The sequence below is a fragment of the Candidatus Omnitrophota bacterium genome (genome assembly GCA_023227985.1).
Classification (GTDB): domain Bacteria; phylum Omnitrophota; class Gorgyraeia; order Gygaellales; family Profunditerraquicolaceae; genus JALOCB01.
The window spans coordinates 1-13,260 of the sequence record JALOCB010000001.1 but is presented as its reverse complement, the minus strand read 5'-3'; the positions used below and the strand labels follow the sequence as shown (position 1 = coordinate 13,260).

Below are 13,260 nucleotides of genomic sequence, written 5' to 3'. Positions count from 1 at the left end.
CGTGGCAAAAAAGATATTATCCGCCGAACGCAGGCAATATATAAGGCTTGATTCGGTATTCCCCGTGCAATTCAGGCTGGTCAGTATCGACGGCCTGCAGTTCTTGTCCGACTGGATACAGGGTTTTACGCACAATATAAGCAAGGGTGGTATCCTTTTGGACTCGGGCAATCTCGACAGCCATGTCCGGGGGCTTTTAAAGACAGGCAATTATGCCGTGTTATTGCGCATACGTATGCCATTGAACCGCCCGGCAGTCGACGCGCAGGCCAGGATCGCCTGGGTCAAGGAAGACCCGGAAGACCGCCTGCGTTTTTTCATCGGATTGAGTTATGAAAAAATAAACCCGCTAGCCCAGGCAAAGATCATTCAATACGCGCGGGCCAAGAAGCTATTCCTGCCTTTTATACTGACTATAATATCCGTCCTGATCGCAGGTTTTGTTATTGGCGGATATGTAAATATGCAGTTGGTAAAAGGAAATAAGGCTTTGGTCCAGCAATTAGTCAATATCCTTCAGGAATCCAGTATAGCCAAGCAGAAAATAAAAGATATAAGCCGGGAAAAAGAAGATCTTCATCTGAAAATAGGGGCGCTGCAGCTACGGCTTCAGAACATTGATGAGGAAAAAGCCTTATTGGAGGAGAAGGCCAGGCAGGGCGAGCTTAAGGTTCAACAGGAGGAGGAAAGGGCCAGGCTCGAGGATGCGAAGAATAAGGACCGGCTCAAGGAGTTGAACGCGACAGTAGAGAAATTGGCCAAAGAAAAATCCGCGTTCCAGGAAGAATTGCTTGGCCTCCAGCATAAAGAAAATAAGGTTACCGAAGAACTTCTGCGCTTGGATGAACGCAAGGTAGTCCTGGAAAAAGCCAATTTCGACAAGATGTACCGCTGGCTTACTGTCCATCAGAATCAGCGTACCGGAATGGTGATGAGTTTCGAGGGAGACAATGAATTGGCTAACTGGGCGTTCATATACGACCAGTCCCTGGCCTTGCAGGCATATACTAATTTTTCCGATTTTGAGCGGTCTAATAAGCTCATGGATTTTTTCGTCAAAAAGGCTAAAAGGCAGGGGGGGATGTTTTATAACGCTTATTATGTAAGCGACGGCACTCCCGCTGAATATATCCTGCACTGCGGGCCGAATATCTGGCTGGGGATCGCGGTCCTGCAGTACGGGCATAAAACCGGGGACCCGAAATACCTGCATTTGGCCGAAGAGATTGCTCAGCCGATAATGGCCTTGCAGGCTGAAGATAAGGACGGGGGTATCCGCGGAGGGCCGGATGTAACTTGGTACGCCACCGAGCATAATCTTGACGGATACGCGTTCTTCAATATGCTTTATAAGGCGACCGGAAAGCAGGTTTATTTGGACGCCAGGGATAAAATGCTGAACTGGTTGATCCGGAATACCTATAACCAGCAGGATATCCCGATCATGCGCGGCAAAGGAGACTCTACTATTGCCACGGACACGTATGCCTGGTCTATAGCCGCCATAGGCCCGGAGAAATTAAGCGAATTAGGGTTGAATCCGGATAAAATAATGGAATTCGCCGAGACTAATTGCGCGGTAGAGGTTTTTTATCCCCGAATAGGCGGCGGGAATGTGAAAATAAAAGGATTCGATTTCGCCCCGCAACGGCATCTGGCCCGCGGAGGCGTAGTCTCCTCGGAATGGACCGCGCAGATGGTCATATCCTTCAGGATAATGAGTGAATATTACCATAAGAAGGATATGGCCGCCAAAGCCAAATTTTACCAGGAAAAAGCGGATGAATACCTGTCGCAGTTATGCAATATGATAATAAACAGCCCTTCGCCTTCAGGCCAGGGGGAGGGGTGTCTTCCTTATGCCAGTTGTGATTTTGTGGACACGGGCCACGGCTGGTCCACTCCTAAAGGCAAAGCCACAGGCTCCGTATCCGGGACCGCATATACGATATTCGCTTATTATCATTACAATCCCTTGGAAATCAAGGAATGAAGCTGGGATTTAAGGATATTTACAAAAGATTATTCGCTCGTTTTGGGCCGCAATACTGGTGGCCGGCGGACTCCGCGTTTGAGGTGATGATAGGAGCTATTCTTACCCAGAATACCAGTTGGACAAATGTAGAAAAGGCGATAAGAAGCCTTAAGAAGAATAAAGTCCTGTCCCCCGCGAAACTTTACGGTCTTTGCGATAAAAGGCTGGCGCAATTTATCCGGCCGTCGGGATATTACAACCTTAAGGCCCTCCGGATCAAAAATTTCCTGGCTTTTTTCATCAGGGACTACAAGGCCAGCGTGAAAAGGATGGCCGCGGTAAGAACATCCATACTGCGTGAACAGCTGCTTTCGGTGAAAGGGATCGGTCCGGAGACTGCGGATTCGATCCTGCTTTACGCTTTGGCTAAACCGGTTTTTGTGGTAGATGCTTATACCAAAAGAATCTTTTCCCGGCATAAGATCATCGCCGCGGACCCGGAGTATCATTCTGTTCAGGGGATATTTATGCGCAATCTCCCCGCAGATGTCGGATTATTCAAGGAATACCACGCGCTGATCGTCAGGCTGGCCAAGGAATTCTGTTTTAAGAACAATCCGAAGTGCCGTATATGCCCGTTGAAAGAAAATGACAGGATCCGCGATAAAAGTTAAAGTTGTTTTGTTTTTCGTATTTCTTATCCTGGCACTGCCTTCCCGTTATCTCCTCGCCGGGGAATTCCCCCGCTATGAAATAGATGCCGTTATCGATACCGCCGCGCACAAAATAAAAGCTCGGCAGAAAGTGGTCTTCGTGAATAATAGCGATATCCCCTTGAACGAGGCCTGCTTTCATATCTACCCTCACAGGGAATATACGCAGTCGGATATAAGTTTTCTGTATCGTTACGCCGGATATTTCAAGGTTAATCCTTTTCCCGAGGGGTTCCAGTCAGGGGACCTGCGGGTCGAAAAGGCATTCTCAGGCCAGGATTCGCTTAAGTTCTCGGAATTCGGCCAAGATCAGACTATCCTTAAGGTCGAATTAGTCCGCCAGGTGGATCCCGGAGAATCTTGCGAGATAAACCTGGTTTTTAACGTGGATATCCCGCACAGCTACGGAAGGTTCGGCTGGCATAGGAAGATCATCAGCCTGAACCGGTGGTATCCCTTGTTGAGCGTTCATGACAACCAGGGTTGGCACAACTACCCTTTTTATATTTACCACCATCCTTATTTCAGCGACGCGGCATATTACAGCCTGAAACTGACCCTGCCTCAGAAAGAGGTGGTTGCCGCGACCGGCGTTCTTAATAACGAACAGCTCAATGCTGACGGGACAAAGAGCCTGTATTTTGAAACAGAGGCTCCGGTCAGGGATTTCGCCGTCGGGATTTCCCCGGATTTCCTGGTTCACTCGCTTGATGATCAGGGGATCAGGATCAATTCTTATTATCTCAAAGGGGATGAAACAAGAGCCCGGGACGCGGCGGAAAACGCCCGCGACCTGATGCGATTCAATTCTCGGCGTTTCGGGGAGTATCCTTACAGCCAGTTCAGCATCGTCCCTAATTATCTGGGTTACGGCGGTGATCAGTCTTCCGCTTTCATATTCATCGATACCCGGGTGTACAAACTGCCGCGGTTCCTTGACCGTTATTTCGATTTTCTTATCTCCCACGAGACCAGCCACCAGTGGTTTTATAACATCATCGGCTCCGACGAATACCGTGAGATGTTCATGGATGAGGGGATGAATTCCTACTGGGTCCTGGAGTATCTGGAATCCCGGTACGGAAAGAACGCCCAGGTCCTGGACCTTCCTAAATTAATTAAACCGTTCATCCCCAATTTCTCTTTCCGGGACTCTACAGCGCTGCGCTATATTTTTATGGCTAAATCCGGGCTTGACCGGCCGGTGATCGGTGAGCTGTCCAGTTTTCAGGAGCCTTCTTCGATATTTGCCCTGACCTACGGCAAGGGTTCGGCCATTCTGGATATGCTCAAAGGCCAGATAGGCGAAGCTGTGTTTAACCGGGTGATCGGCAGGTATGCTTCGGAATTCAGGTTTAAGAATATAAGCCTTAAGGAATTCATCCGTATTTGTAATGAGGAATCAGGCCGGGATTTAAATTGGTTCTTTGAGCAGTGGCTGAAGACCAGCAAGATCTGCGATTACGCGGTAAAGGAAGTGCGGCCGGATAAAGTTACCTTGGAGAACCGGGGCCAGATCCAGATGCCTGTGGCCGCGCGGGTCACATTCGCAGATGGCAGCAGTAAGGATTATGACTGGGACGGTAAAAATAAGTATTTTTTTATTCCTCTTCGGGAAAATAAAATAAAGTCAGTGCAGATTGACCCGGATGATCTTATTACCCTTGATCTTGACCGGACAAATAACTCCTGGCCCAAAAAAACGCATTTTAAGCTGGTGCCGCTTTATTTATTCGTGTATGAGTTGCCGGTATTGTTGCCTCAGGATTCTTATAACCTGGTCGCCGGGCCGCAGGTTGGCGGCTCTTCACTTGGGTTAGGGGCTTCGGCGCAAAAACCTTTTGACGGCCTGGTCAGGCTCAGTTCGGTATATGATTTTAACGGAAAGGCCTTTGATTCCACCCTGGGCTATGAATTCCCCCATTTATTCAACCAGCAGACAGCCGTGGGTTTCGAGATTTTCGACTATGAATCAAGCAAAGCGGGCAACGACGTCTCCGGAGGTAAACTGTACCTGCGTAAAGAGCTCTGGCCGGCAAGTTACGGGGTGTTCGATTCCAACGATCATTTCACTATATACCTGGTCCGGGACCAAAAACTGGAAAGCACCGCCAGTTTCAACGGCAAAGAAGAAATTAATAACCTCCATTACCGTAAAAGAGAAGAGGCTATTGCCGGGGTAACCGGGACATTCGGCAGGTATGGCCCGTATGCCGATCCGGTTCGCGGCTGGAAGGTTATTCCTACTCAGGAATTCGCCGGACATTTTCTGGGAGGGACTGAGGATTTCTGGCGCAGCAGCGCGGAATTGGATAATTACCGGTTGATCTTTCCGAAATATCAGCATACTGCCGCCAGTAAAATAAAGCTGGGTTGCGGCGGACCGGCGGATAAGAAATTATTCCAGTTAGGCGGGGCTGAAGGGCTGCGGGGTTATGGGATGAAAACTATAGAAGGCTCGCAGATGTTCCTTTCCAGCCTTGAATACCGCCTCCCGCTTTCCACGGATATTAAGATGTATTCTCCTGGGAATATCTTTTCCCTGGATAAGGTCCAGGCTGTGGCTTTTTTTGATGCAGGCAAGGCCTGGTATTCTGATTTTGATAGCGCGGATTTCAAGAAAGACGCAGGAGTAGGCCTGAGGCTGCACTTTGACATGGTCGGGTTCCTGGAAAAAGCCGTTTTGAGAATAGATTTCGCCAGGGCCATAAATGACCCCAAAGAAGACCCGCATCTCTGGTTCGGGATAAGCCAGGCGTTTTAAGTAAACAGTCTGGATTTTATAGTTTCTTCTGGTATAATAGTTTCCCCGGAGACGCCCGGGCATATTTAAGGATACAACCATGCCTCTTTATGAGTTTGAATGCGTAAAATGCGGGAATAAATTCGAGTATCTGGTCCGTAGGGCAGGCGAGGAAGTGGTTTGCCCTAAATGCCGCCATGGAAAACCGAAGAAGTTATTCTCCGTTTTCGCTTTTAGTTCAGATTCGGGCAGCTCTTCATCGAAATGCGGGGGATGCTCTTCGCATAACTGCTCTTCTTGCGGGCACTGATTAAGGCGTAAATAAATGGCTAATAAAAAACGTTTGCTTGAACTTATGCAGGACCTGATCAGGCGGGATTCCCAGAATCCTCCGGGCAATGAACTCTCTGTGGCGGCTTTTGTCCGCGGGTATCTAAATAAACTGGGGGTCAGGACAACGGAATATGCCTTCGCGAAGGGAAGGGGCAATATCATCGGGCGCCTTCCAGGGAAAAAGGGCGGCCGGTCGCTTTTGATCACCCCGCATCTGGATACTGTTCCTGTCGGCAAAAGCTGGAGTTTTGATCCGTTCAGGGCCAAAATTGTTGGGCCCAGAATGTACGGCTTGGGAACTACCGATTGCAAGTGCAATCTCGCCTGCGGCCTGGAGGCGATAAATATAATCGTTGAAAATAACATCCGCCTGGATTATGAGTTGATCTTTGCCGCTACCGCTGATGAGGAAAGCGGCTCAGAGCTCGGGCTTATCCCGCTGTTGAAGAAGGGTATATTAAAGCCGGACGCGGCAGTCGTCCTTGATGCCGATGATTTTGAGATCGTGATCACCCAAAAAGGCCTGATGCATCTTAAGGTCAAGGTAAAAGGCCGGAAGGCGCACGGGGCTTACCCCTGGCTGGGGGTTAACGCCATTGATAAGTCCCTGGAGATCATTGCCGGGCTGAAGAAGCTGGGTTTCGCGAAGAAAAAGAATAAATATCTTCATCCTCCGACGCTGAATATCGGGACCATTAAAGGCGGGGATAAGGTGAATGTTGTGGCGGATTGGTGCGAGTTCGAGCTGGATTTCCGTTTTTTACCCGGGGAATACGGCGAGGATATCCTAAAACGCGTAAAAAAGACTGTCCGTAAATATACCCGTGATTTTGAAATAGAGGTTGAAGGTATCCAGAGGCCTTATTTTATCCCGCGGGAGCATAAACTCGTGGAATCCCTGGCCGGGGCGATGAACCGGATGAATATAAAGCCGATGATCCGCGGGTCTGAAGGCGCCACAGTAATAACTTTTTTTCAGGATAAAGGTATCCCGGCCATTGCCACGGGTTTTGGCTCGGAAGGCCAGGCGCATATGGCTGATGAATACGTCAGGGTGGAAAATCTTTACCGCGGAGCGGATGTGCTGGTGAATTTTTTACAACGATACCAAGACCCGGTCTTGAAAACCAATGCGGGCAAATAGGTTAGAAGACCGGGTCTTGAAACAAGAGGGATGTATGGAAGGAATAAAGATAAAAAAAAGACCAAGATTGAAAAATCCCTGCCTTATTGTGGGCTGGCCTGGTATGGGTGAGGTGGCTTTTAAAGCTGTATCATATCTGATCGATAAATTAAAAGCGGAAGAATTTGCCGAGATCCCTTCGGGAGAGTTCTTTTACCTGACCGAAAGCGTTATCCGCGAAGGCGTGATTGATATTCCCGCGCTGCCTTTCAGCAGGTTTTATTACCACAAAGATAAATCCGGCAAAGGCGACCTGGTGTTTATGCTCAGCGACGCCCAGCCTGATCTGGCTAAGGCCGAAGAATACTGCAAGAGAATAATCGCCCTTGCGAAAAGTTTTAAAATAAAAAAGGTAATAGGTTTCGCGGCAATGCCTCAGCCTGTAGACCATAATCATCCGGCGAACGTTTGGTTCACAGCTACCGAGCAGAAGATCATCGCTGAACTTAAGAAATCCGACATAAACCTTTTGCGCGAAGGGCAGATCAGCGGCTTGAACGGCCTTTTTCTGGGTATGGCTAAACAAGAAGGGCTGGGCGGGTTCTGTCTTTTAGGCGAGATCCCTTTATATACGATACAGATCGAGAACCCTAAGGCCGCGTACGCGGTTTTGGATGCGTTAAATAAGATATTGAATATAAAGCTGGATCTGTCTGAGTTGATCACTCAGGCCCGTGCCATGGAGGCGCAGATCAACAGCCTTTTTGACCATCTGAAATTGGCCCCTGCCCCGGGTCCTATAGGCGATGATGAAATAGAAAAGATCAAAAAGTCTCTCAGCCAGCTGACCAAACTGCCGCAGTCGATAAAAGAAAAGATCGAAAAACTCTTCACCCAGGCCGATTTGGATATTTCAAAGGCCAATGAGTTAAAAAGCGAATTGGACAAGTGGAGCGTTTATAAGGAATACGAAGACAGATTCCTGGATCTTTTTAAAAAGACAAAAGGAAAGAATAATTAGGTGGCGGGCAAAATAAAAGCGGTGATCTTTGATCTGGGCAATGTACTTATCGATCTGGATCCCCGCGTATCCGCAGAAAAGCTCTCCGGATGCGCGAACAAGAGCGTAGGCGATATCTACGGGATCTTTTCCCGGCCGCAATTGATCCGGCCTTTTGAGGAAGGCAGTATCCCGCCGGAAGAATTCTTCGTCCAGGTCAAGGCGGCGCTCTGCCTCGAGATGGGTTTTGAGCAGTTTAAAGATATCTGGAATGGGGTATTCTTTTTTAAGCCTGATAACCGCCGGGTCTATGAATTGATCAGGCGGCTGTATCCTAATTATATCGTAGCCCTCCTTTCAAACACAAACCAGCTGCATTTTGAATACCTGAGATCCGAATTCCCTGTTTTCGATCATTTTCACCAAATCCTGCTTTCATATGAGCTGGGTTTGGTCAAGCCTGACCCGATGATCTACCGAAAAACGCTGAGCATTCTAAGGGTTGATCCGACAGAAGCTTTTTACGCGGATGACCGTCCGGAGATGATCGAAGCGGCCGGCAGGATAGGGATCCGCGCATTTGTGTTCAAAGGGTACAGCCAATTGCTCCAAGACCTGGCTGATTGCGGCGTTAATTCCGGCCGCTGAGAATACCGTTATGAAGACAGAAGGATATAAGAAACGATATTACCGCGGCAGGGTTAATGCCGGCGATTTGTTCAAGATCCGCGTAGCGGTCAAGGACACGGACCTTTTAATATTGACCGATAAGCCGGCGGATAAAAGATTTATTGAATCAAAGATAATCTTTTACCGGGATAAGATCGAAGAGTATGTCAATTATAAAGACCGCAGGTTTATTGCGGCTCTTAAACCGATAGCCGTGGAATCGACCAGCCACCGGATAATTAAAGAAATGGCTGTTCAGTCGGCAAAGGCGAATGTCGGGCCGATGGCTTCTGTCGCCGGGGCGATCGCCCAGTTCTTGGGCCGGGACCTGCTGGCTAAAGGTTTCCGCGATGTGATCATCGAGAACGGCGGCGATATATTTATGAAGAGTACCCGCCCGGTCAAGGTCGGTTTATACGCGGGTAAAAACAAAAGGCTTAATAAAATAAACGTGAAGATACAGCCGGAACGGTCTCCTCTGGGGATCTGCACTTCTTCGGCGACTATCGGGCATTCGGTAAGTTTCGGCAACGCGGACAGCGCGGTGGTCATCGCGGACAGCGCGGTATTGGCGGATGCCTTGGCTACCGCCGTCTGTAATATGGTAAAATCCCGGGATGACATCGGCCGCGCTATCGCCTTCGGCAGTTCTATAAAAGGGGTCCGGGGGATAATGATAATTTTAAGCGATACTCTGGCCACCTGGGGACAGGTTGAATTGTCCCGTTAACCCCCGGAAGATCGCGCTCCGGCGGTAATTTTAAAAAAATTATTTTAAAAAGCGTATTTATCGACGAGAGAAAACCCTTGACAAAAACAGCAGTTATGATAAAAATTATAATGAAGCTGAAAGAAATCATCCGGAATTGAGGAGGAAAGGCAGGCAGTTGAAAAAACAGAATAAGGTCAAAGGCTCTTTTTCAACAGAGCCTTTTTTTATATAAACCATATGAAAAAAGTCGGACTCACTTACGATTTAAAGACAGATTACGAATTCAAGAAAAATGACCCGCCGGACGCTAACGCCGAGTTCGACCATCCTTCCACTGTTAAGATAATCGCCAAGGCTATCGAAGCCAACGGTTTTCAGGTAAAAAAGATAGGCAATGCATCCCGTCTTATGGGGAATATGGATAAGCTGGATGTGGATATCGTCTTTAATATATCCGAAGGGCTTATCGGCCGGAACCGCGAGTCTCAGGTGCCTATGCTCCTGGAGATGGCCGGGATCCCCTTTGTCGGGGCGGATGCTTTAAGCCTGGCTGTGTCTTTGGACAAGATCATGGCCAAGAAGGTCTTTATCGCCGACGGGATCAATACCCCGAAGTTCATGGAGATAAAATCAGGCGATTCCCTTAACGGCCTTAACCATATGAAATTCCCTCTTTTTGTCAAGCCGCGTTTTGAGGGCTCTTCCAAGGGGCTTTCCGAGACATCCCGGGTGGAAAATAGGGGAGAGCTGATGAAACAGGTCGAGCATGTGATCTCGACCTATAAGCAACCGGCTCTGGTCGAGGAGTTTATTCGCGGCGAAGAGTTCACCGTGGCGATCGTTGGTAACGACCCTCCTGAGGTCCTGCCGATCGTGCAGATCAAGATCGACGGGCAACTTAACCTGAAAGATAAATTTTATACCTTCGGCCATATTCATGACGATAAATTGGAGTATGTCTGCCCGGCGGCCATAAGCGACAGCTTGAAGAAAAAGATAATGGAGCAGGCGATCAAAACCTATAACGCGATCGAATGCCGCGATTTCGGCAGGGTGGATTTTCGGGTCGATGAGAAAGGCGTGCCGTATGTGCTGGAGATCAACCCGCTGCCGTCTCTATCTACCGAAGATGTTTTTATGCTGGTCGCTAAGAATATAGGGATTTCTTATGAGGCGATCATCGGCCGGATACTGAAAGCCGCAATCTCGAGGTATAAAACAAATTGATGAAGATCGCACTCACGTATAATCTTAAGAAAGACGATAATACGAAGCCGCTGGATTATTTCTCTGAGTTCGATTCGGAAGAGACCGTTAATGCGATCAGGAACGCTTTGCGTTCCCGGGGGCATACGGTTGAATCCGTGGATGCGGACCGGCCTAACCTGATGGATTTTTTCATGCATAACCGGGTAGATATGGTCTTTAATATCGCCGAGGGCAAACACGGTAAATTCCGCGAATCGGAGATCCCGGCGATACTTGAATATTTAAATATCCCTTATACTGGCTCGGATACGTTTTCCCTGGCCCTGGCCTTGAACAAGGCGATGACCAAGAAGATACTAAAGGCGGATAATATCCCCACGCCGCTTTTTCAGGTTTTCAGCAAGGGCGACGAAATCCTGGATCCCCAGTTAAAATTCCCGCTTATCTTAAAACCCAACCTGGAGGGCTCGGCTAAAGGGATAGGCAGGTCTAACGTGGTGAATAATGAAATCGATCTTTACGCCAAGGTAAGAGAGCTTAGCAGTATTTATCATCAGGAAGTGTTGGTTGAGGAATTCATTGAGGGCAAGGAGTTGACTGTGGGGATCCTGGAGAACGGAAAGGCTTTGATCCTGCCTATCCTGGAAATAGATTTTTCCAGTTGTGCGCGTTCCGGAGAATTTTTCTATTCCTGGAGGATGAAGGAGTTCCAGGGCGACGATTCTCAGGGGCTTACCCCAACGTTCCATTGCCCTGCCCGTTTAGACAGCGAGACGGAGAGTCTGGTAAAAGAGGCCGCTTTAAAGACCCACCGGGCCGTAGGGTGTTATGACATTTCGCGCACGGATATCCGGTTGAGCAAAGATAATATACCATATGTCCTGGAGATAAATCCGCTGCCGGGGTTGAATCCCAAGGAATCCAATTTTCCGATAATGGCCTATGCCGCGGGGATGAAATACGAGGATATAATCGATTCCATATTAATGAGCGCCTTTCAAAGGAGGAAGGTGAATAATGGGTAATGCTGCGGTAACTGAGAATCAGAAGATGCAAACCGAGAATATTCTTCCCGTAACTCGCCCAGGCAGGAAATCCCGGGATTACCAGCAGATCAGCCTTTATAAGGATGTTAATCCTTTGGATTGGGAAGACTGGCATTGGCAGATGAAGAACCGGATCACCCGCCTGGAGCAGATCAGCCAGGTCATCCGTCTTACTCCTGCCGAAGAAGAAGGTTTAAAGAACGCCAAGGGCCGCATGGCTATGGCCGTTACTCCTTATTGGGCTACTTTGATCGACCCGGATGATCCCAATTGTCCTATCCGCAGGCAGTGTATCCCTACGGCCAGTGAATTCAAGATCGGGCCTTATGAAATGACCGATCCCTGCGGGGAAGACAACGATTCGCCGGCGCCTCATTTGGTGCACCGGTATCCTGACCGCGTATTGCTTTTGGCTACCGATGCCTGCGCTATGTACTGTCGCCATTGCACCCGCAGAAGGCTGGTTGGAAATGAAGAGCAGCCGGATAACTCCGGGTCCCGGTGGGATAAAGCGATAGAATACATCCGTTCTAATAAAAAAGTCCGCGACGTTCTTATTTCCGGGGGAGACCCTCTTACCCTGGAAGACGAAGTGCTTGGGGAATTATTGCGGAAACTTAGGGCTATACCGCATTTGGAATTCCTGCGGTTAGGGACCAGGGTCCCGGTAACTTTGCCGCAGAGGATCACTGAAGGGCTTATCGCCACGCTTAAGAAGTCCGCCCCGGTCTGGATGAGCATACATTTCAACCATCCCAAAGAGATAACCCGCCGGACAAGGATAGCCTGCGATATGCTCTCGGAGTCGGGTATCCCGTTGGGCAGCCAGACAGTCTTGCTGCAGGGGATAAACGACCGGCCCAGCACTATGCGTAAACTAATGCATGATCTTCTGCGGATCAGGGTCAGACCTTATTACATTTATCAGTGCGACCTTGTCCGGGGAACGCAGCATTTCCGCACGCCGGTAAGCGCGGGGATCAATATAATCGAAAAACTGCGCGGCCACACCTCGGGATACGGCGTGCCTACTTATGTAATTGATGCGCCGGGCGGCGGCGGTAAGATCCCGATCAGCCCGAATTACATCCTTTCCCAGGCCAAGGGGAAATACGTCCTGCGTAATTACGAAGGCACCGTTTACACCTATCTGGAATAGTTTTTTCCTTGACCATCCTGTAAATCCTACTTATAATAAAATCATCCATGTTTGCCCGGATAGACAATTTTTGATAATCCAGTTTCTGCTTATATAAATCTGCCCTAATATCTAACCAGTTAAATCTAAAAAAGATTTAATCCGGCTTGAAAAAGGGAAATTACAGAAAGCTGCGCTGTAGCCTGCGCGGTAAAAGGAGTGGATAATGGATGCCAAAAACAAAAGGAGCCTTATTCTTCTGGGGCACGCCCAATCCGGTAAGACCAGCCTGGCTGAGTCTTTGCTTTTTCGCTGCGGGGCTACTTCGCGCAAGGGCGTTATCGCCGAAGGCAATACCGTCAGCGACTATAACTGGGATGAAATAGAGCGAAAATCTTCCATCAGCGCGAGTTTCATGTACTGTGATTATCAGAATACCCGGATACAGATAGTGGATACCCCCGGGTTTTCCGATTTCTACTCCGAGGTCCTTTCCGGGGTGCGCGCTGTGGATAACGCCATAGTGGTCATTGACGCCGCCGCCGGGGTTGATGTCGGCACGGAAAAAGCCTGGGCGCTCCTCGAAGATATCGGATTGC

The 13,260-nt window shown here is 48.8% G+C and carries 12 protein-coding genes; all 12 read left to right on the top strand.

Annotated features, from left to right (window positions below; translation table 11 throughout):
* Nucleotide 1: 1 nt before the first annotated feature.
* On the top strand, nucleotides 2-1,993 hold the full coding sequence (locus M0R35_00060; protein MCK9594064.1) for a PilZ domain-containing protein: 1,992 nt from the start codon (nucleotides 2-4) through the stop codon (nucleotides 1,991-1,993).
* Nucleotides 1,990-2,649: an endonuclease III domain-containing protein gene (locus M0R35_00055; protein MCK9594063.1), complete on the top strand. Its 660-nt coding sequence runs from the start codon at nucleotides 1,990-1,992 to the stop codon at nucleotides 2,647-2,649. Before M0R35_00060 ends, M0R35_00055 begins: the two co-directional genes overlap by 4 nt.
* On the top strand, nucleotides 2,624-5,452 hold the full coding sequence (locus tag M0R35_00050) for a BamA/TamA family outer membrane protein (protein ID MCK9594062.1): 2,829 nt from the start codon (nucleotides 2,624-2,626) through the stop codon (nucleotides 5,450-5,452). Before M0R35_00055 ends, M0R35_00050 begins: the two co-directional genes overlap by 26 nt.
* 79 nt (nucleotides 5,453-5,531) lie before the next feature.
* Complete coding sequence (locus M0R35_00045) at nucleotides 5,532-5,741, top strand: zinc ribbon domain-containing protein (protein ID MCK9594061.1); 210 nt, start codon at nucleotides 5,532-5,534, stop codon at nucleotides 5,739-5,741.
* 15 nt (nucleotides 5,742-5,756) lie between these two features.
* Nucleotides 5,757-6,908, top strand: a complete 1,152-nt coding sequence (locus M0R35_00040) for a M20 family metallopeptidase (GenBank protein MCK9594060.1) — start codon at nucleotides 5,757-5,759, stop codon at nucleotides 6,906-6,908.
* A 34-nt stretch (nucleotides 6,909-6,942) separates the two neighbouring features.
* Nucleotides 6,943-7,908 (top strand): PAC2 family protein, encoded by a 966-nt coding sequence (locus M0R35_00035; protein ID MCK9594059.1) that lies wholly within the window; start codon nucleotides 6,943-6,945, stop codon nucleotides 7,906-7,908.
* Nucleotides 7,909-8,535 carry an HAD family phosphatase gene (locus tag M0R35_00030; GenBank protein ID MCK9594058.1) on the top strand — a complete coding sequence of 209 codons (627 nt, stop codon included), beginning with the start codon at nucleotides 7,909-7,911 and terminating at the stop codon, nucleotides 8,533-8,535.
* 10 nt (nucleotides 8,536-8,545) lie between these two features.
* The gene (locus tag M0R35_00025) at nucleotides 8,546-9,286 is read left to right on the top strand and encodes a UPF0280 family protein (GenBank protein MCK9594057.1); all 741 of its coding nucleotides are present in this window, start codon (nucleotides 8,546-8,548) and stop codon (nucleotides 9,284-9,286) included.
* A 219-nt stretch (nucleotides 9,287-9,505) separates the two neighbouring features.
* A complete protein-coding gene (locus M0R35_00020; GenBank protein ID MCK9594056.1) occupies nucleotides 9,506-10,495 on the top strand; it encodes an ATP-grasp domain-containing protein in 990 nt (329 codons plus the stop codon).
* Nucleotides 10,495-11,502, top strand: coding sequence for an ATP-grasp domain-containing protein (locus M0R35_00015; GenBank protein MCK9594055.1), 1,008 nt, complete (start codon nucleotides 10,495-10,497; stop codon nucleotides 11,500-11,502). The genes M0R35_00020 and M0R35_00015 overlap by 1 nt, the downstream gene beginning before the upstream one ends.
* Complete coding sequence (locus tag M0R35_00010) at nucleotides 11,495-12,682, top strand: KamA family radical SAM protein (GenBank protein ID MCK9594054.1); 1,188 nt, start codon at nucleotides 11,495-11,497, stop codon at nucleotides 12,680-12,682. The genes M0R35_00015 and M0R35_00010 overlap by 8 nt, the downstream gene beginning before the upstream one ends.
* Before the next feature lie 205 nt (nucleotides 12,683-12,887).
* Nucleotides 12,888-13,260: GTP-binding protein (locus M0R35_00005; GenBank protein MCK9594053.1), on the top strand; the 373-nt coding region annotated here is incomplete at its 3' end.

Coding starts and splice junctions, on each gene's coding strand:
- M0R35_00055 (MCK9594063.1), top strand. CDS start 1,990: ATGAAGCTGGGATTTAAGGATATTTACAAAAGATTATTCGCTCGTTTT.
- M0R35_00050 (MCK9594062.1), top strand. CDS start 2,624: ATGACAGGATCCGCGATAAAAGTTAAAGTTGTTTTGTTTTTCGTATTT.
- M0R35_00045 (MCK9594061.1), top strand. CDS start 5,532: ATGCCTCTTTATGAGTTTGAATGCGTAAAATGCGGGAATAAATTCGAG.
- M0R35_00040 (MCK9594060.1), top strand. CDS start 5,757: ATGGCTAATAAAAAACGTTTGCTTGAACTTATGCAGGACCTGATCAGG.
- M0R35_00035 (MCK9594059.1), top strand. CDS start 6,943: ATGGAAGGAATAAAGATAAAAAAAAGACCAAGATTGAAAAATCCCTGC.
- M0R35_00025 (MCK9594057.1), top strand. CDS start 8,546: ATGAAGACAGAAGGATATAAGAAACGATATTACCGCGGCAGGGTTAAT.
- M0R35_00020 (MCK9594056.1), top strand. CDS start 9,506: ATGAAAAAAGTCGGACTCACTTACGATTTAAAGACAGATTACGAATTC.
- M0R35_00015 (MCK9594055.1), top strand. CDS start 10,495: ATGAAGATCGCACTCACGTATAATCTTAAGAAAGACGATAATACGAAG.
- M0R35_00010 (MCK9594054.1), top strand. CDS start 11,495: ATGGGTAATGCTGCGGTAACTGAGAATCAGAAGATGCAAACCGAGAAT.